16 protein-coding genes are annotated in these 19,360 nt (G+C 59.4%); 6 read left to right on the top strand and 10 right to left on the bottom strand.

What is annotated here, in order from left to right; genetic code table 11:
- The first annotated feature begins 25 nt into the window (after positions 1-25).
- Positions 26-259, top strand: a complete 234-nt coding sequence (gene vapB, locus F3H58_RS06400; RefSeq protein WP_031233980.1) for a type II toxin-antitoxin system VapB family antitoxin — start codon at positions 26-28, stop codon at positions 257-259.
- Positions 259-657, top strand: a complete 399-nt coding sequence (gene vapC, locus F3H58_RS06395; protein ID WP_149741589.1) for a type II toxin-antitoxin system tRNA(fMet)-specific endonuclease VapC — start codon at positions 259-261, stop codon at positions 655-657. The genes vapB and vapC overlap by 1 nt, the downstream gene beginning before the upstream one ends.
- Positions 658-689: 32 nt before the next feature.
- Here the strand turns inward: vapC and F3H58_RS06390 are convergent, their stop codons facing one another.
- The 7 genes from F3H58_RS06390 to F3H58_RS06360 all read right to left on the bottom strand — a co-directional run bounded on the left by F3H58_RS06390 (position 690) and on the right by F3H58_RS06360 (position 9,173).
- Positions 690-1,340 carry an alpha/beta hydrolase gene (locus F3H58_RS06390; RefSeq protein ID WP_149741588.1) on the bottom strand — a complete coding sequence of 217 codons (651 nt, stop codon included), beginning with the start codon at positions 1,338-1,340 and terminating at the stop codon, positions 690-692.
- Positions 1,341-1,413: 73 nt separating this feature from the next.
- Positions 1,414-2,244 carry a 16S rRNA (adenine(1518)-N(6)/adenine(1519)-N(6))-dimethyltransferase RsmA gene (gene rsmA / locus F3H58_RS06385; RefSeq protein WP_149741587.1) on the bottom strand — a complete coding sequence of 277 codons (831 nt, stop codon included), beginning with the start codon at positions 2,242-2,244 and terminating at the stop codon, positions 1,414-1,416.
- On the bottom strand, positions 2,244-3,266 hold the full coding sequence (pdxA, locus tag F3H58_RS06380) for a 4-hydroxythreonine-4-phosphate dehydrogenase PdxA (RefSeq protein WP_149741586.1): 1,023 nt from the start codon (positions 3,264-3,266) through the stop codon (positions 2,244-2,246). The genes rsmA and pdxA overlap by 1 nt, the downstream gene beginning before the upstream one ends.
- A 26-nt stretch (positions 3,267-3,292) precedes the next feature.
- A complete protein-coding gene (locus tag F3H58_RS06375; protein WP_149741585.1) occupies positions 3,293-4,240 on the bottom strand; it encodes a SurA N-terminal domain-containing protein in 948 nt (315 codons plus the stop codon).
- 297 nt (positions 4,241-4,537) lie between these two features.
- Positions 4,538-6,919: an LPS-assembly protein LptD gene (locus tag F3H58_RS06370; protein ID WP_065654082.1), complete on the bottom strand. Its 2,382-nt coding sequence runs from the start codon at positions 6,917-6,919 to the stop codon at positions 4,538-4,540.
- A complete protein-coding gene (lptG, locus tag F3H58_RS06365) occupies positions 6,919-8,007 on the bottom strand; it encodes an LPS export ABC transporter permease LptG (RefSeq protein ID WP_149741584.1) in 1,089 nt (362 codons plus the stop codon). The genes F3H58_RS06370 and lptG overlap by 1 nt, the downstream gene beginning before the upstream one ends.
- A complete protein-coding gene (locus F3H58_RS06360) occupies positions 8,004-9,173 on the bottom strand; it encodes an LptF/LptG family permease (RefSeq protein ID WP_149741583.1) in 1,170 nt (389 codons plus the stop codon). The genes lptG and F3H58_RS06360 overlap by 4 nt, the downstream gene beginning before the upstream one ends.
- Positions 9,174-9,471: 298 nt before the next feature.
- Between F3H58_RS06360 and F3H58_RS06355 the strand changes: the two genes are divergently transcribed.
- The 3 genes from F3H58_RS06355 to F3H58_RS06345 all read left to right on the top strand — a co-directional run bounded on the left by F3H58_RS06355 (position 9,472) and on the right by F3H58_RS06345 (position 12,674).
- Positions 9,472-10,965: a leucyl aminopeptidase gene (locus F3H58_RS06355; protein WP_059753150.1), complete on the top strand. Its 1,494-nt coding sequence runs from the start codon at positions 9,472-9,474 to the stop codon at positions 10,963-10,965.
- Between the two features lie 25 nt (positions 10,966-10,990).
- A complete protein-coding gene (locus F3H58_RS06350; protein WP_003520745.1) occupies positions 10,991-11,440 on the top strand; it encodes a DNA polymerase III subunit chi in 450 nt (149 codons plus the stop codon).
- A 205-nt stretch (positions 11,441-11,645) separates the two neighbouring features.
- Complete coding sequence (locus tag F3H58_RS06345; RefSeq protein WP_149741582.1) at positions 11,646-12,674, top strand: sensor domain-containing diguanylate cyclase; 1,029 nt, start codon at positions 11,646-11,648, stop codon at positions 12,672-12,674.
- A 31-nt stretch (positions 12,675-12,705) separates the two neighbouring features.
- On the opposite strand, the gene F3H58_RS06340 is transcribed toward F3H58_RS06345, so the two are convergent.
- The gene (locus tag F3H58_RS06340; protein ID WP_125145882.1) at positions 12,706-13,632 is read right to left on the bottom strand and encodes a Gfo/Idh/MocA family protein; all 927 of its coding nucleotides are present in this window, start codon (positions 13,630-13,632) and stop codon (positions 12,706-12,708) included.
- Positions 13,633-14,325: 693 nt separating this feature from the next.
- Between F3H58_RS06340 and F3H58_RS06335 the strand changes: the two genes are divergently transcribed.
- Entirely contained in the window at positions 14,326-16,266 is a 1,941-nt protein-coding gene (locus F3H58_RS06335) for an EAL domain-containing protein (RefSeq protein ID WP_149741581.1), read from the top strand.
- Positions 16,267-16,301: 35 nt separating this feature from the next.
- Here the strand turns inward: F3H58_RS06335 and F3H58_RS06330 are convergent, their stop codons facing one another.
- Entirely contained in the window at positions 16,302-18,185 is a 1,884-nt protein-coding gene (locus F3H58_RS06330) for an ABC-F family ATP-binding cassette domain-containing protein (RefSeq protein ID WP_142844899.1), read from the bottom strand.
- Between the two features lie 69 nt (positions 18,186-18,254).
- Positions 18,255-19,301 (bottom strand): GGDEF domain-containing protein, encoded by a 1,047-nt coding sequence (locus F3H58_RS06325; protein WP_188128799.1) that lies wholly within the window; start codon positions 19,299-19,301, stop codon positions 18,255-18,257.
- Between the last annotated feature and the right edge of the window lie 59 nt (positions 19,302-19,360).

Raw genomic sequence — 19,360 nt, 5'->3', positions numbered from 1 at the left:
CGGCGGGATATACGAGGCTCTGACAATGGCTACGTCAACGGTTTTTATAAGCAATCGCAGTCAAGCTGTAAGGCTACCGAAGGCCGTGGCTTTTCCTGATGACGTGCATAAGGTCGATGTTCTGAAAATCGGTCTTGCGCGTGTTATAGTGCCGCAGGGAAAGCGCTGGGACGACCTTTTTCTGACCGGCCCTCGTGCAACGGATGATTTTCTTTCCGTTCGCGAAGAGCCTGCATTGGATGAGCGCGAGCCCTTCTGATGCTCACATATATGCTCGATACCAATATATGTATCTATGTAATGAAGACTTATCCTCCGGAACTGCGGGAGAAATTCAACGCCCTGGCAGATCAACTGTGTATTTCGAGCATCACACTGGGCGAGCTTTATTATGGTGCTGAAAAATCCGTCCGGCGCCAGGAAAACATCAACGCCATTGAAAATTTTACCGCGCGTTTGGACGTTCTGCCTTTTGCCGAAAAAGGCGCCGCACATTACGGCCAGATCAGGGCCGAACTTGCCAAGGCTGGAACGCCGTGCGGCGTTCATGATATGCAGATTGGTGGTCATGCCCGTAGCGAGGGGCTGATCGTCGTAACCAATAATATGCGCGAGTTTGTCCGGATGCCCGGTTTGCGAGTTGAAAACTGGATTTAGTCCTCGGCCTCGCCCTGTTCCAAAACGTTCGGCTAACCGATGGGAGAGGCTGCTGCTCTCTGGGAGATAGGTTCATTTGCCGCCCATTGGCGAGATAGCCGCTCGTCTGCGGCGTCTTCAGCCCAGCCGTGGCCCGTCTCAACTGTCTGCAGAACAACATCCGCACCGGCCGATGCCAGTTGTTTGGCCAAATGCGGCGCATCGGTGGGGTGACGCCTTTCGTCGTAGGCGCCGGCGAGCAGGAGTATGGGGTATCCTGAGAGGTTTGGGAGAGCCTGATCCGGTCTTGGAGAAAGCGGGCGAAGCAGAATGGCTCCCCTCGACAAATTCCGATTCAAGGATATGGTTTCAGCCGCTATGATCGCGCCGTTCGAATATCCAACGAGAAGGGGTCTCTGCCCGGTCTCATGAAATACAAAGTCGATGAACTGGCAGAGGCTGGTCGCTCGATGTTTGAGGTCGTCAGTATCAAGCTGTCTGTCGGGCTTTCGGCGGAAAAACGCGAATCCATTCTCCCAGGAAACAGTGCCTCTCGGAGCATATAGAACGCTCTTGGGAAAGACGGCGCGGCCAAACAGAATGAGGTCGTCTTCCGTTCGCCCCGATCCATGCAGCAAGACAACCGCGCAGTCGGGTGTTTCAGCGGGAATGTCGAGCTTGTAATGAAAACCGGCACTCTCCACGCACTTCTTCCTTTATTCGCGGTCTCCACGAACTCGTGTCCCGCTGCTCGGAACTGCACATTACACGACGGATTTACAGGCAGTTCGCCAAAGTGACGAATTCCTCCACCGACAGCGTTTCCGCTCGCCGTGTGGGATCGATGCCCGCTTTTTCCAGCAGCGTTTCGCCGCCAAGGCTTTTCACACTCTGGCGCAGCATCTTGCGGCGCTGGCCGAAGGCGGCTTCCGTTACCTTTTCAAGCTTGGCGACATCGCAGGGCAGCGGCTTGTCCTTCGGCAACAGGTGCACGACCGTGGAGGTTACCTTCGGCGGCGGGCTGAAGGCCTGCGAGGGGACGTCGAAGGCCATTTCGGCAACCGTGCGCCAGCCGGCGAGAACGCCCAGCCGGCCATAATGGTTGTCGCCTTCTTCGGCCACGATGCGCTGGCCGACTTCCTTCTGGAACATCAGCGTCATGGAGAGCCAGAAGGGCGGCCATTGTTTCGGCAGCAGCCAGTTGACCAGCAATTGCGTGCCGACATTGTAGGGCAGGTTGGCGATGATCCGCACCGGTTCGCCGGCGGGAACCAGAGCCTCGAAATCGGTCTTGAGGGCGTCGCCCTCGATGACCTCGAGCCGTCCGGGATAATGCGCTTCGATTTCCGCCAGCGCCGGCAGGCAGCGGCTGTCGCGTTCGACGGCGATGACCTTTTTTGCCCCGAGCGACAGAATGGCGCGGGTGAGGCCGCCGGGACCGGGGCCGACCTCTATCACCGTCACGCCGTCGAGCGGCCCTGCCGTCCTTGCGATCTTCTGGGTGAGGTTAAGGTCGAACAGGAAGTTCTGGCCGAGCGATTTCTTCGCGTCGAGCCCGTGGCGCTGGATGACATCGCGCAGCGGCGGCAGTCCGTCGATGGCCGCCATTATGCGTTGGCCCGGCTGCGGAGGAAAATATCCGCCGCCATCTTCAGCGCCGCCACGAGGCTCGCCTCATTGGCTATGCCCTGGCCGGCAATGCCGAAGGCGGTGCCATGGTCGGGCGAGGTGCGGATGAAGGGCAGGCCGAGCGTGACATTGACGGAATCGTCAAAGCCGAGCGCCTTGGCCGGAATCAGCGCCTGATCGTGATACATGCACACCGCCACGTCATAACGCTTGCGGGCGGCATCGTGGAACATGGTGTCGGCGGGCAGGGGGCCGAAGGCATCGATCCCGTCCTTGCGCAACCGCATGGTCGCCGGGTGAACGATATCGCGATCCTCGGTGCCCAGTGCGCCATCTTCGCCCGCATGCGGGTTGAGGCCGGCAACCGCCAGACGCGGCGCCTCAATGCCGAATTTCTGCCGGAGATCGGCATCGATGATCCGGCAGGTCGTGACGATCAACTCTTCGGTGAGCGCGGCCGGCACGTCTTTCACGGGGATATGGATCGTCACCGGGACGACACGGACCCTGGGGCCGGCAATCATCATCACCGGGATGACTTGCTCGCCGGTCTGGCGCAGGGCGAGATCGGCCAGAAATTCCGTATGGCCGGGGAAGCCGAAACCCGCCTCGTATAGCACCGATTTCGCGATCGGATTGGTGACGACGGCCGCAGCCTTGCCCTCGACCGTCAGCGAAACGGCGGTCTCGATGGCCTTGATCGTTGCGTGCGCCGCGCCGACATGCGGCTGACCCGCCTGCACTTCGAAGCCGACAGGAAGGGAGAGGATGGGGAAAGCCTGTTCGAACAGGCCGACGGCGCTTTCCGCATCGCAGGTCTCGATATTGACCGGCACGCCGATCAGCGCCGCACGGCTCGCCACCACATCGGGGTCGCCGATGAAGATGAAGGGCGGCACGCCGTTCTCCCGGCGCTTTGCCCAGGCGGTGATGGCGATGTCGGGGCCGATACCGGCTGGATCTCCCTGTGTCAGGGCAAGCGGCAGGGATGCATATGTCACGGAAAGACCCGGCTCTCGTATCAATATCAAGTGTTGACGATCTGCGCCTTCTTGCGCAGCTCATCCATATATTTCTTTTCGTTCGGGTTTTCGCCGTCCTTGGCCTTCATCAGATCTTCGGACTTGAACACCATCTCCGCCGCATAGTCGTCGGAAACCTGGCGCTGCTTGCAGATGGCCAGATATTCGACGCCCTTTTCGGTGACGCGGGTGCCGGTGGTGCCGCCTTCCTTGGTCTTCTCCACCAGCGCCTTCCAGTCTTCCGGCAGCTCCGGCGCCAGAATGCGGCCAAGGTCCTTGATCGCCACATCACGCATGGTCGCGGCGAAGCTCATGGCCTGGTCGCAGCCGGGATAACGCTTGCGCGATGCTTCAGCCTCGGCCTTGCGCTTGCCGGTAATGGCGTTGCGTTTCGATTCCGGGATAACGAAAATGACCTGCTGCAGGAAATATTCCGTGGTGACGGGCTTGTCGCCGCGTTCCTTCAGTCGGGTCACGAGATCCTGCGTCGACATCTTGCCGCGTGCGCCATAACGGGCGTTGACAAGGCGCGGCCAGCTCATCTGAACGGCGATGAAGGCCTTGAAATGGTCGGCTCCAACACCCGCCTGCGCAAGCACCTTCGTCAATTGCTGCGGGGTCATCTTGTTGTTGCTGGCAAAGCGTGCGAAGGCCGCATCGACATCGTCGGTGCTGACCGACATCTTAACGCGGCCGATTTCCTCGCGCTTCAGCGCTTCGTCGACAAGCTGCTCACGCGCCTTTTCGTTGAGATTGCCGGACTGGCGCTGCAACTTGAGGAAGGCGACGCGCTTGGCAATATCGTCATTGGTGATGGGGGTCTTGTTGACGACGATCTTGACGGTGCTGTCGGCGAAGGCCTGGCCGGCATAGGGCACAACGGCCATGGGAACGGCGAATATCGCAAAGGCGAAAGCAGCGCCACGCAAAGCCGTCTTTCCGAAATTCATCATATCCTTCTCCCTTTCGTCGGGCAGGGTGCTGTTGCCCTGTCCCGCCAATCTGTTCTGCCTGATGAGGGGAATATTGAACTCTCCCGCTTTTCAGACCTGCAACTGTGCATCCGCACCGCGAATTTGCCACGTATATATCATCGCGATCCGCAAGACGGCAATGTGTCGGTTTGTTGAAAGAAAACCCGATAGGTTCCATGCGCGGCCGACATTGGCGTGTTGTTGCGGCGAAACCGTGGCTTTACTGGCCAAATGGTAAAAAGGCAGGTCACGATGCTGCGTAACCTGCCTCTAAACTCAGTAGTTGTTTGGCTTCCAGCCAATATCCATGTCGTTCCAGTCCTCATTGGCTGAACCGACGCTGATATCGCCGAGCGTACGGAAGGCCAGACGGGCGTTGATCGACCAGTCATTGGCGGCCTGACGGCTGGAATTGATATTGCCTTCGTCGGAATAGCTGACCGTCAGGATCGTGCACTCATCCTGATAGGCAATGCCGATGCGGCGTTCGGCGGCAAACTTCCCGTTCAGATCGTAATTGATCGAACCGAACAGCGACCAGTTGTCGTCCATGCGCAGCGAACCGGACGCCTGGATGATATCGCGGTCTTCGTTATAGCCGTATTTCGGCTGTGCCTTGACCTGCGTATAGCTGAGCTTGCCGGTAAGGCGACGGTCCGAATAGCTGATACCGGTTTCCGAGCGGTTGATGTCGAAATCGTCCTTGTCGAGACGCAGGCTCGACGACAACGAAAGTCCGATCGGCGCATCGAAAGCGGCCATGGCGACGTAATCCGAACGGTCGGATTCGAGGCCCGAGTTGGCGCCTGCATTGACGAGATCGTAGGAGGCGAAGGAATTGTCGCCCGCCAGATGGAAGGACTGGCCGGCAATGGCGCGAACGCCGTAGCCGTTGTCGAACGTACCGTTATAGCGGAAGCCGATATTCGCGCGCGTGCCGCCTTCGATCCGGTCGAAACCGGAGAATTTGTCGCGTTCGAACAGGTTGGTCGCGTCGAAGACGAATGCCTGTGCATCCTCGTTCGGAAGGCGGCCGGCATATTGTTCGTTCGGGCGCACGAAAATCTGTGCAATGGGCTCGATCACGTGGCTGCTGTTGAGCGCGGTGAACAGCCAGGGATAACGCACTTCCAGACCACCGGTGACCATGCCGCGGAAAGCCGCGCCGTCATGCATCATGCCCTCATAGGCATAGGAGGTCCCGCCCGAGGTGAAGGCTGCAGGCGACATGTCCGTCCAGAGCGCGTCGCCGCGCGCGGCAAGGATCGGCGTGATCTGCAGGCCGCTGTCCATCGTGAAGGTGCGCTTCCACTCGGCTTCGGTGGAAAGGCGCGTATAGTCACCCTCAAGCCCGCTGAAACGCGGATAACCGCCGAGCGCGTAAGCATCCTGCCGCAGGCGCGTGATGCTCGTCAGGTTGGTGGTCAGCGAAAGTTCGCCGCCATAAACCGGATCCGGCACGAAATAACGGTAGTCGACAACCGGGTGGACGATTGCCTGTTTGCGTTCCTTGGCTTCGGTATTGTCCGTATCCTGAACGTTGAAATAATAACCGCGGGCTTCGAAGCTGTTACGCTCACTCGCACCGTTCAGATAAATCTGGTTGGTCTGAACGTCGTTTTTATAACCCTTCAGCCCGTAGGTGCGCGAAAAGTTATTGTCGGTCTGCACCATGGCATCCCAGCCGAACGCCCAGCGCGGGTTGATCGAGAAATCACCCTTGCTTGCGATCATGCCGCGATTGTCGTTGAGGGCGTCGCTGGTGCCGGCCGTGAAGGTTTCGGACTTCTGCTGGCTGATGCCCGCAATCGTGACCGTGTGCATGCCGGTTTCGAAGCGCTGGCGCAGTTCCGCCTGCAGCAGCAGACCCTGCGTCGTGTAATAGGTCGGCGTGACGGTCACGTCCGAGGTGTCGGACAGAACGTGGAAATAGGGGACGCCGATACCGAAACCGAGATTGTCGGTAATGCTCATCTGCGGGAACAGGAAGCCGGATTTACGCTTCACCGTATTGTCCGGAACCGTAAGGAACGGCAGATAGGCGATCGAATGGCCGAAAAGCTGCAGGCGGGCCTTTTCCAGCCGCACCGTATGGGTCTTGCCGTCCTGAACGACGCGCTCGGCCTTGACCTGCCACAGCGGCGCCTTTTCGGGCCGCTCGGCGCAGGGCAGACACGCGGTGTAGACACCGTTGTTGAGCACCATCAGGTCGCCTTCGAGACGCTCGGCGCTTTCACCGGCAATACGGGTATTGTCCGTGGTCTCGACGCGCAGCGCATTGACGAAGCCCTGACCGAAATCGTCGGTCACGTCCATCTCGTCGGCATAAATCTTGTTGCCGCCCGGCTCGATCAGCTCGATGTTGCCATGGGCGATCACGCGGCCGGTCTGCTGGTTATATTCCACTTGCTGGGCCACCATGCGGTAGCCCGAATATTTCATGCGAACCACGCCCTTCGCGATCACACGCTGGGAATCGCGATTATAGGTCAGTTCATTTGCTGTAAGCAGGAGTTTCGAATCGTCTTGGCTTGCCGACGCAAGCAAACCATCCTGGCCGATAGCGACCGGGCTGGATGCCAAATACGCGCACACAGCGGCACCTGTCAGAAGGGCCGTCCAAAGCCGCCTGATATTCCCGCGGTCATATACCGCCACTAGCCGTCCTCCTGATGAAGCAGAATGGTTGCCCCCAAAGCCAACGCCACGATGACTGGAACCCAGACCGCGACGGTGGGAGGGACAACGCCACCACTCCCGAATGCCCTTACGAGCACGGTTACTACATAAAGCACGAAGCCGGAAACGATTCCACCCAGAATCACGGAGCGCGATTGGGCGAAGCGGCTGAACTTTAATGAAACGGTCGCGGCGATCAAGGTCATCGCAACCAGAAGCAAGGGCGTCGATAGCAGGAAATGATACTGCGTCTCAAGCGCCTTCGAAGATAGTCCAAAGGACTTTGCAACTTCGATCTTGTGAGAAAGGTCAAAGAAAGCAACGGTTTCCGTCTGCGTCATGCGCTCCTGGACGAATTCCCGTCTCAGATTGGTACTGATCCGCGTGCTTTCTTGCCGAACTGGCACATGCCCGGCGCGCGTTTCCGAAACGCCATTAAGAAGCCAGTAACCATCTTCCAATTTAGCCGACTTCGCATCCTTACGGGAGACGATGTTTCCGTCCTTGTCGATGTCGATCAGAACCACGTCGAGAAGCAGCGTTCCATTGTCCTCGAAGCTCTTGGCCCCGATGATCGTATCCTGGCCGCCGCTTGCCTGGCGCATCCACGGAATGATCTCCTGCTGGCGGCCGCCGCCCGCTTCGTTGCGCAGGCCGGCTTCCATCGCCAGCGACTTGTTCTGGCCCCATGCCGCGATGGGGTTCAGGACGGTGACCGACAGGATGCCGATGAAAACCGCGCCGAGCACGAAGGGAAGGATGAACTGCCAGGCGGAAATGCCGGCGGCGCGCGTCACCACCAGTTCGTAACGCCGGTTGAGCGAGATCAGCGTCGTCATGCCGACGAAAAGTGCGATGAAGGGCACGGTCTGTTGCAGGATCAGCGGCAGGCGAAGCGCCGTCAGGCCAAGGGCGGCCGGAACGGAATAGCCGGGCAGGCCGGACATGCGCCGTGCCGTTTCGCTGAAGTCGGCGAGGTAAATGATCGAGGATACACCGAGCAAGAACCAGATGGCGGTGATCAGATATCGCTTCAGGAAATACCGGGAGAGCGTGTTGAAAATCATGCGTTGCCGCTCCCAGAGCTTTTCGCCATCCGGCTGGAGAAGAGACGGCGCAGACGACCCATCGCATCGGCGATGACTTTCGGCATCTTCGGCTTGCGGCCGGTTAGCAGAATGAAGGCGGCGGCGCCGCCGCTGAGGCCCGGAACGGCATAGACCAGCGGAATGAAGGCCGCGCTCTGCTTGATCTGATTGGTGACGTAAAAACCAAGCCACCGCAGCATGAAGGCCGTCACCAGTGCGGCGACCATCGGATGCAGGCGCGCTTCGCGGTGCGAACGGGCATCGGCGGCGATGACCAGCGAAATCAGCGCGAAGGAGAAGGCGAACATCCAGTCCGACAGGCGCTTGTGCAGCTCGCTGCGGAAGGCTTCCGGCGAGCGCTTGTAGCTCGCATTGTTCTCGTCGGGCGAAAGAAGGAAACCGAGGCTGGCATCGCCCGGAGAGAGCGACGGCTCGGAATCCTGCTTTTCCGACATGGTCGAAAGGTCGAAGGCATAGGACAGGAACTTGACGATCGAGACCTTGCCGTCCGGCGTCTTCTGCTGCACTTCGCCGTCGCGCATGGTCAGCGACGTGCCGCTTTCATCGATCATGCCTTCCTTGGCATAATAGATGAGATCGAAATTCGGATCGCGGCGGTCGGCGACGAACAGGCCCTTGAGGATACGGCCTTGCCGCTGGGCGATCTGCACGTAAAGACCGTCCTGAATGGTGCGGAAAGTCTTTTCTTCGATCACCGAGGACAGAAGGTCGGCATAGGCGGCGGCCACCATCTGCCGGGCGGAGCTGCGGGCGGGCGGCTCGATGAAATTGGTGATGGTGAAGGAAAGCGCGCTCAGAATGGCAGCCAGAATGAGAACCGGACGATACATGATCGAACGGGGCGATCCGGCCGCATCGATGATGGCAAGCTCGGAATCGTTGTTCATCGTCGTGAAGATCTGGGTGATGCCGATCACCAGCGCGAAAGGCAGGACGACCGGGATCAGCGTCGGCAGGATCATCGTCGCGAGCGCCATGAAGGAACCCATCGACTGGCCGGTATCGGTGACGAGATTGATTCTCTGGAGAACCTGGATGGTCCAGATGATGGCCAGCACCGGCAGCAGCGCGACCAGAAACATCTGCGTTGTCCGCCGCAGGATATAGTTCTCGAGAAGCTTCATACGGCCCTGTTCGACATTGTTTTTCCGTGCGATCGCTCGCCGAGTTTCCGCCTATCTAATCGCATCGTTTGCAATTGGCTATTCCGGCGTGCTCACAAATATGTTTTGCGCGATGATTTTTCCATCGCCTGTGTCTTTTTGTGGAACAAGCTGTCGGTTTCATGACGCGATTTCGCATTCCACAAAAATGCCTTTCCTTTAACGACTGTAGGCCTTTAAAGAATGCGGGGTTGCGCCCGGGGCCGAAAAGGCCATGATCATGCGCATCGTGCAAGTCGTAGAAGAAGAGCAGGAAAACATGTCCGCCAAATTCGATATTTCTTTCGCCAATTCCGCCGCGCTTGAAAACGCGCTCGCCGTTGTGCTGCAGGCCTCGGGTGAGGCGCAGGCCGTCGCCGGCGCCTCCGAGGCCGATCCGGGCGGTGTGATCGAAAGGGCGGCGAAGATTTCGGGCTTTTCCGCAAAATCCATGACGACGCTCGACGTGATCGCGCCGCAGGGTTCCGCCGCCGACCGGCTGCTCGTCATCGGCCTCGGCAAGCCCTCGAAGCTGGTCGCCCATGACTGGCTGCGCGCCGGTGGCACCGCCGCCGCCAGTTTCAAGAAGGCGGACAGGGTCGTCATCTATCTCGATGCGCCGGGCGTAGAGGTCGGTGCGCAGGCGGCTGCGGATTTCGCGCTTGGCCTGCTGCTGCGCGCCTATAGCTTCGATGCTTACAAGACCAAGAAAAAGTCCGACGAAGAGAAGACGCCGAAGAAGGTGGAGATCGTCATCGTCACGGCCGCCCATCAGGAAGCGGAAAAGGCTTTTGCCGTCTCCGAGGCCGTTGCGGGCGGTGTTACCCTGGCGCGCGATCTCGTCAACCTGCCACCGAACGCTCTCGGCCCCGTCGAATTTGCCGAGAAGGCGGAGGAGCTGCGCAAGCTCGGCGTCGAGGTGGAAGTCCTCGGCGAGAAAGAGCTGAAGAAGCTCGGCATGAATGCGCTTCTCGGTGTGGCGCAGGGATCGGCGCGCCCGCCCAGACTTGCGGTGATGCAGTGGAACGGCGGCAACAAGAAGGATGAGCCGATTGCCTTCGTCGGCAAGGGTGTCGTTTTCGATACCGGCGGCATTTCGCTGAAGCCCGGCCTCAATATGGAGGATATGAAGGGCGACATGGGCGGGGCCGCCGCCGTGACCGGCCTGATGCATGCGCTGGCCGCCCGCAAGGCCAAGGCAAATGTGATCGGCGTCATCGGCCTTGTGGAAAACATGCCTGACGGCAATGCCCAGCGTCCGGGCGATATCGTCACCTCCATGTCCGGCCAGACCATCGAGATCATCAATACCGATGCCGAAGGCCGTCTGGTTCTGGCCGATGCGCTCTGGTACACCAAGGATCGCTTCAACCCGAAATTCATGGTGAACCTTGCCACGCTGACAGGCGCGATCACCGTGGCGCTCGGCAATCTTCAGGCCGGTCTTTTTTCCAATGACGACGAGCTTGCAGCGCGCCTCACGCAGGCGGGCGATGTGACGGCAGAAAAACTGTGGCGCATGCCGCTCGGCAAGGATTACGACAAGATCATCGATTCCAAATTCGCCGACATGAAGAACAGCTCGGGCCGTCTGGCGGGTTCCGTCACCGCTGCGCAGTTCCTCAAGCGTTTCGTGGGCGAAACCTCCTGGGCGCATCTCGATATCGCCGGCACCGCCATGGGGTCGCCGCTGACCGAGATCAACCAGTCATGGGGATCGGGCTACGGCGTCAGGCTGCTGAACGAACTCGTTCGTGCCCATTACGAAGATTGAAGCGAGCGGAGCGGCACGTCTGCGGATGACTGAAATTCTGTTTTACCATCTGACGGAATCGAAGCTGGAGGATGCGTTGCCGCCCCTGCTCGAGAAATCGCTGGAACGCGGCTGGAAGGTCGCGATCCAGACGGTGGGCGAGGAGCGCCGTGATTTCCTCGATACGCATCTGTGGACCTTTCGTGACGACAGTTTCCTGCCGCACGCCACCGATACTTCGCCCGCACCGCAAAACCAGCCGATTCTCCTGACGGCGTCCGACGAGAACGCCAACGCGGCAAGTGTCCGCTTTCTCGTCGATGGCGCCGAGCCGCCGGCGGTTGAGGCCTACGAACGTATCGTATTCATGTTCGACGGGTACGATGCCTACCAGCTCGAAATGGCGCGGAATCACTGGAAAAGACTGAAAACAGAGGGACATTCCCTGACCTACTGGCAGCAGTCGCCTGAAGGCCGCTGGCAGAAGAAGGCCTGATCGCACCGCCGATTGGCCATCGCGACGATTGGTTCCATACGCAAAGAGACCGGCAAAAATTCGCACGTGGCGTCAATTGCGGGTTTTTGCATTATGCGCTCGAAGGAAACCTGGTGGAATGGGCTTTCGCTTCGAGCGAGGCGGCTGGTTTGACCCGCTCTGCCTCGGGCGGCTTCCTGTAACGCAACAGCAGAAGGACTTGAGTATGGGACAGGCGATATCGCGACCGGAGGGAGAAACCGAGCGTCTGGTCGCGGTGCGGTCGATCATGTCCTTCAAGAATGCCGAGATGCCGGAGCTGAAAGTGCTGTCGCAACTGGGGCAGGGGGTTTTTGGCGTGGCGCGTGCGGCGATCAATATTGTCGACGAGGATTGGCTTCATATCGCCGAGCAATCGGGAATGCAGCTGTCGGAATGCCCGCGCGATCTGTCGATCTGCAACCGCGTCGTCGCCAAGCAGGATGTGGTGGTGATTCCCGATCTCACCGAGCATCCGCATTTCCGCTTCATGCCCTATGTGAAAGAGGGGCCGGAGCTGCGTTCCTATGCGGGTGCGCCGATCGAACTTGAGCCCGGTCTTGTTGTTGGCGCCTTTTGCCTGGTCGATACGGTGCCGAGAAATTTTTCCCGCATCGAAATCGACAATCTCAGACATTTCGCGTTGCTGGCGGCTGCATTGCTGCGGCTTCAAAAAGCCAATTTCACCATGAGTCTGGCCGAACGCGAATTGCGCGATGCTGCGATGACCGATCCGCTGACCGGGTTTTACAATCGCAAGGCGCTGGAGGCGATTGTCGACGGCCAGCTCGGCGCGGCCCTGCGTGCAAACGAGGCCTTCGGTGTGCTCTATCTTGATCTGGACGGTTTCAAGACCATCAACGACACGTTCGGCCATCCTGCCGGTGACCGCGTTCTGACCGCCGCCGCCGGACGTATCCGCAAGGCAATCCGCAAGGAGGATATCGTCGTGCGCATGGGCGGCGATGAATTCGCGATTTTTATACCGCGGCCCCGCAGCCCAGATGTCATGAGCGGAATGGCGGACCGGCTTCTGGCCGCTTTCCGAAACCCCTTCGACTTGGACGGGCAGGAGGTGGACGCCCGTCTCAGCATCGGCGGCGCGCTTGCTCCGCAGGCGGGTGCCGACCGGGCAACGCTGCTATCCAGCGTCGACGAAGCGTTGTATCAGGCCAAAAAATCAGGGCGCGACCGTTTCGTCAGCCGCGCCCTTTGAGGCATTGTCCTTCGGGAAGCGTTTTTGCCTCTCAGTCGTAGAAGGAATCCACGAATTTGTGGCGGCCGAGCAGGAAGGCGTCGGCTACGTGGGTCAGCGGCGCGAGATCGACATCGGAACGGCCAGCCTTGATGATTTCCGAGAAACGCTCGTAAAGGGCAGGATATTCCCGCTCCGGCTGTGAGAGTTTTTCTTCGCCATTGATGGCAAGCTTTGCGCCGCCTTCCGAAAGCACCATCCGTCCCGCTGCCGTCTCGGCAACGATATCCCAGCTCTGCTTGCCGGTCTGGCGCCAGTCGAATTCGGCATGGACGGGCGTTTTCGCCACATCGGAAAAATGCAGGTCGGCGGCGATCGGGGCGTCGCGGTTTTCCGGGAACTCCAGCGTCGCCTTGGTCAGGAACAGCGCGCGCGGCAGGATATGGGTGATGATCGAAAGCGCATTGATGCCGGGATCGAACACGCCAAGACCGCCAGCCTGCCAGATCCAGGCCTGGTTCGGGTGCCAGTGGCGCACATCCTCTTTCCAGATGACATGCACGCTCTCGATTTTGGTGGAAGCCAGAAACGCCTTCGCAGCCTCGACCGCCGGGGCATAACGCGAATGCCAGCTTGCAAAGAGCGAAAGGCCCTTCGAATCCGCCAGCCGGACGAGATCCTGCACTTCCGAAAGGGTGGCGCCCGGCGGCTTTTCGAGGAAAACGTGCTTGCCCGCATTCAGCGCCGCGTAGGCCGCCTCGTAACGATATTGCGGCGGCATGCACAGCGATACCGCGTCGATAGCAGGCACGGCCTCCAGCATGGCCTCGATGGTGCCATAGGAAGCGACGCCGTCCACGGTGCCGTGGCGGCTTGCGGTGCAGATCAATTCAAAATCCGGATTGCCTGCAATGGCGGGAAGATGCTGGTCGCGAACGATTTTGCCGACGCCGACGATGGCAAGCTTGGTGGCTGACATGAAGTGGAACCCGTGTGAGTGCTGCAGGGGATAAAGTGTGATTTTTACAAGTTTTTAGCAGAAACGACCGAAGGAGCAAGGTGATCGTTTCCACGCCGCGCGTCTTTTTTCAAGCTGTAATGTCATAACAAAATTTTGGTATTTACATTCGTTGCTTTGATAGAATTTGAGAATAGAAACTATTTTTCTGAATTTTAAAATGTTGTTTTTTGTGATTCAGCAGTTTTAATGTCGATTTTTTTCGGTATATTCGAAGAATATTCGTATTAATTTTAGATTTCGCTTTAATATATTTTTTAAGAGTCGGTGCATGGTGGTTTTACTTGAAGATGGCCGTTCGTCTGGCTCCCTTCGCAAAGTCGATGACAGCAGCCATCCATTCAATGCACATGCATTGGTTTTCGGTGTCATGAGCTGGCCGTATGCTGGCCGTCGCTATGCCCGGTTCGCGGGCTGCCTCGGCATTCCGGTTCCCGATGACGGCAGAAGCACCGTGGCCGGTGCTGGCCTCCGTGTATATGGGACCAATTGTCGGGGGTCAGCGAAGCTTTACAGCGTCGAAGCCGCAATGGCGACATAGGACACTGAAGGCCTGGCGATTGTATTATAAATTCTGTCCTGCACGAAGCAGGATTTGTGAAGGCCATATGCCGGAATGCCGGCGCCAGAACAGATAATAATGGGGGAATGCAGATGATGGAATTGATCGCCGCACAAGCGGCAGCATCGGCTGCCGAACTTCCGTTTCTGCTGCTTCAGGCGGCTGCTGTCGTTGGCATGGTGTCTGTGCTGATCCTTCTGCGGCGAAACATCGCCCTCGAGGATCCACGCTATAAAATCTATTACGGCATCGTGTTCGGGGCGACTGGCTTTCTGCTGACATTGCTGGTTTCCGAATTCATCAAGCTCCCCTCCAAACCCTATATCCGCTCCGACCTGCTGTTTCTGGCCGGGGTGCTGGGATCCTGGCAGGGCGGACTGATCAGCCTTGCCCTCGTGGCGGCCGGGCGTTTCGTGTTCGGCGGTCCCGTGCTGTTTTTTGCGGCCCTGCAGGACATGGCCGTCATTTCGGCCTGCGGCATCATCATGTATGGCTGGATGCGCAAGCGCCGCCTCGCCGATCTGGGAATTCGGGATATCCTTACTGTCTTCGCGGTCAGGTTCATTGCAGTGCTGCTTGCGATCTCTGTCTCACTCGCGCTCGGGCTGGTCGACCAGACGCTGTTTTTGAGTGCAATAGGCCGCCGAACCCTGGGCGCGGTCGCCGTCGGCCTGCCGATGATCGTCTGCCTGTTCATCCTGCTGCGCAGCGAGGCGCGGGCGCGGGAAGAGACACGGAAACGCGAGGTGGCGGCGCGGACGGATTCATTAACCGGCCTGCCCAACAGACGCGCCCTCAAGGACCATATAGAAGCGGCGATGCGGCAGGAGCCGGCCGTTCCGCACGCCCTCATTCTGATCGAGATCGTCAATATTGCCGATGTCGCCGCCTGCGAGGGCGAGGACTGGAGCGATCTTTTCTGGCCCCGGCTGGCGCGGGAGATCTGCAACGGGGACTACGGCGTCCTTTGCGAAACGAATGCGCCCTGTAGCTTCATGTTCGGCGATACGACACTCGCAGTCGTCATGCAGGGGATTTCGCTTGAAAAGTCCGAAAGTGCGAAACTCATGATGCATCTGCATGAGGGTTTGAGCACGTTTTGTCGCTCGGCGGAGGCAGGGCCGGTCCCGCATCTCAAAATCGGCGCGGCAAATCTGGACAAGCTTTCGCAACGGAACGTCGCCTCCTTCCTCAGGCACCTCAGCCTGGCGCTCAAGGGCAGCGATCATCCGGTGCAGATTTTCCCCTTCTCCTTTGCCGAGAAAGCGACACTGGACGAGGCGGTGCGGCAGATGCTGGTCAACTGGATCAAATCCGGCACGCCGCCCATTTGTTATCAGCCGAAATTCGAAATGCGCAATCGCCGCATGATCGGCGCCGAAGCGCTCCTGCGCGCGGTCGATGCGCGGGGGCAGGCGCTTTCGCCTTATTATGTGCTGGAAATCGCCGAACGCCATCGGCTGCTGGTGGAATTCGAATGGTCGACGATCGAGGCCGTCGTGCGCGATCTTCGCGACCTGCACGGCCTCGAGGCGGATTTTCATCTGGCGGTGAATATTTCCGCTTCGTCCTTCGCGAGCGCGCATTTCGCAGACCGGGTCGTGGCGCTGCTGCACGAAATGGCGGTGCCGGCGCATCGCCTCTCAATCGAAGTGACGGAGATGAGCAGGATACCGACCACCGATATCGTACAGCAGAATTTCGATACGCTGATTGCCGCAGGCGTCCGGCTGGCGCTCGATGATTTCGGCACCGGTTATGCCGCCCTCACTTTGCTGGCGCGGTTCCCGTTCGAAGAGGTCAAGATCGATCACTGGATGACATCGAGGCTCGACCAGTCGCGGTTCAGGGAGGCCATTGCGCTCGCCTTCGAGAGTGCGGAGCGTTACGGCGCAAAGCTGGTGACGGAAGGCATAGAAACCGAGGAGCAGAGCCGGCTCCTGATGCAGATGGGCATTCGCTTCGGGCAGGGTTATCTTTATTCCCCCGCCGTACCGCTCGACCGCCTGCAACCGCGCAGGGCATGCGCCTAGGACATATCCAGTTTAACCGAAAGCGCAGTCGCGCATCACCCCGCCATTGCTTCTTCATATTCGCTCGAAAGCAGCAGCCATTGCTCCTCCGCATCCGAAAGCTTCGCGGCGGCCTCGCCACGCTCCTTCACTTTCTGCGCGGCCTTGGCGGGCGCTTTTTCGTATAGGACGGGATCCGCCAGCTCGGCGTCGAGCGACTGAATCAGTTTCTCAAGCTTCGCCGTCAGGGATTCGATTTCGTTGATCTTTTTCTTGAGCGGCGCAAGCTGGGCGCGCTTTTCCGCACTGGCCTTGCGCTGATCGGCTTTGGAGGCCTGATCGGCCACAGCGTCGGTCTTGTCTTCCTTCTTTTTACCGGAGGAAACGACGAGATCGCGATATTCCTCCATGTCGCCTTCGAAGGTCTTGACCGTGCCGTCAGCCACCAGCCACAGCCGGTCCACTGTCGCCTCGATGAGATGGCGGTCGTGCGAGATGAGGATGACCGCGCCGCTGTAATCGTTCAGCGCCTCGATCAGCGCCCTGCGGCTGTCGATATCGAGATGGTTGGTCGGTTCGTCGAGGATGAGCAGGTTCGGCGCGTGGAAGGCCGCAAGTCCCATCAGAAGCCGGGCCTTTTCGCCACCGGAAAGGTCCTTTGCCGCTGTCGCCATCTTTTCGGTTGCGAGACCCATCTGCGCCACGCGGGAGCGCACCTGTGCCTCTGGCGCCAGCGGCATCAGCTTGCGCACATGTTCGACCGGCGTTTCGTCCGGCACGAGGTCATCGAGCTGGTGCTGCGCGAAGAAACCGATTTTCAGGCCAGGGGCGACGCGAAGATCGCCCGCCTGCGGCGCAAGCCGGCCGGAGATGAATTTCGCGAAGGTGGATTTGCCGTTGCCGTTGGAGCCGAGCAGCGCAATGCGGTCGTCATTGTCGATCCTGAGATTGAGCTGCTTCAGGATCGATTTGCCCGGCTCATAACCCACAGCCCCGCCATTGATGGCGACGATGGGGGAGGCGGGCTGCTTTTCCGGCTCCGGGAAGGTGATCGGCTGGACGTGATCCTCGATCACGGCGGCGACGGTGCCCATGCGCTCCAGCGCCTTGATGCGGCTCTGCGCCTGCCGCGCCTTGGTGGCCTTGGCGCGGAAACGGTCGATGAAGCTCTGCAGGTGTTTGCGCGCGGCGTCGTTTTTCGCCTTCGCCTTCATCTGCAATTCGTCGGCCTCGGCCTTCTGCCGCTCGAACTGGTCGTAACCGCCGCGATAGAAGGTCAGCTTCTTCTGGTCCAGATGCACGATGGAGTTGACGGCATTGTTGAGAAGATCGCGGTCGTGGCTGATGATGATGACGGTGTGCGGATAACGCCGGATATAGTCCTCCAGCCAGAGCGTGCCTTCGAGGTCGAGATAGTTGGTCGGCTCATCGAGCAGCAGCAGATCGGGTTCGGCAAACAGCACGGAGGCGAGCGCCACGCGCATGCGCCAGCCGCCGGAGAAGGAGGAGGCCGGGCGAAGCTGCGCTTCGTGATCGAAACCGAGGCCGGCAAGAATGCTGGAGGCGCGCGCTTCCGCCGAATGGGCGTCGATATCGACGAGCCGCATCTGGATTTCGGCGATACGGTGCGGATCGGTTGCGGTTTCCGCCTCGGCCAGAAGCGCGCTGCGCTCCTTGTCGGCCGAAAGCACGATGGAAATCAGCGATTCTTCGGTACCCGGCGCTTCCTGCGCCACTTGGCCGATGCGCGCCTGTTTCGGGATTGTCACCGAACCGCTTTCCGCCGAGAAATCGCCGGTGATGACCCGGAACAGGGTGGATTTGCCGGCGCCGTTGCGGCCAACAAGGCCCGCCTTCACACCGGCGGGAAGCGTCACGCTGGCATGGTCGAGAAGCAGACGCCCGGCGATACGGGCGGAAAGATCGGTAATCGTAATCATGGCGCCGTTTTGGCCGAACTGTCTGGCCAAGGCAAGAGCGCCCGCGCCACATCGGGCGAGATTAAACTGTCAATCGCCGAGCTGCACCAGATAGCTGCTGCGGCTATGCTGCGCCACCTCCCGCGAATAACCGACGACGCAGTTGCGCGTGCCGCAGCGGGCCGAAAGCAGAGCGAGTTCGGCATGGCTGAAAAATTCGGCGGGCGTTGCGGTTCCGTCCACCGCAGCGACGCCGATCGAAACGGTCAGATGTTCGCCGTCTCCTTCCTGCGTCACGAAACGCAGCGCCTCCACGCTTTGCCGCAACCGCTCGGCAATGGCCTCGGCCGTGTTCTGCGGCACGCCGGCAAACAGGAAGGCGAATTCATCGCCACCGATACGGGCGACGAAATCGTCCTTCTTGATGGTTTTGCGAAACAGGGCGGCGAGACGCCGTAATGCCTTGTTGCCGGCGGCGGAGCCATATTTGCCGTTGATTTCCCGGAAATGGTCGATATCCAGCAGCACCAGCGAGGTGGCGGATGCGGCCCGGTCCTTTGGAAAAAGAGCGCCAAGCTTTTCGAGAAAGGCCGCCCGGTTTGGCAGGGCCGTCAGCGCATCGCGCAGCGAGGCAGCCTGAAGCTCCCCACGGTTTCTTTCAACCTCGCGGATTTTCACCAGTCCCATGGCGATGAAATGCCGAAGGCTCGTCTGTTCTTCGTGGATATCGCCCAGCAAATCGATGAAGCGCTCCGTTGCGGGCGGCTCGCCATCCTCATTCTGCGCAAGGCTGGCCAGAAAGGTTTCGGTGCGCTGAAGGCTTGCATCCAGCCGCGCGGAAATCTGCGTCAGTGTATCGAAGGCCGCGCTTGCCATCTGTTCGGCTTCGATGCGGGAAAAGCCGGGCAGATTGTGCCGCTGGCCGATGAGGTCGATTTCATGCTGCTGCGGCGCATTGCCGAGCGCGAGAATGTCACGGCCCATGGCCGGATTGTGTCCGGACAATATTTCATAGATCAATTCATAATTGCGCGGCAAAGGTGCAATGTTCATCTTGGCGATGAACTGCGTGATCTTGGTAACGACAAGAGCGCTTCTTGCCTGTTCGCGTTTTTTATCGCCCGCCGATGTCGTCACTGACAGCCCCAATAGCAATGGATTATTATGAATGGACCGGCGATAACCGATTGTTGAAC

Origin of the sequence: Rhizobium sp. NFACC06-2, from assembly GCF_900101425.1 — a bacterium.
Taxonomy (GTDB): domain Bacteria; phylum Pseudomonadota; class Alphaproteobacteria; order Rhizobiales; family Rhizobiaceae; genus Agrobacterium; species Agrobacterium leguminum.
This window is presented reverse-complemented; position numbering and strand designations above follow the sequence as displayed.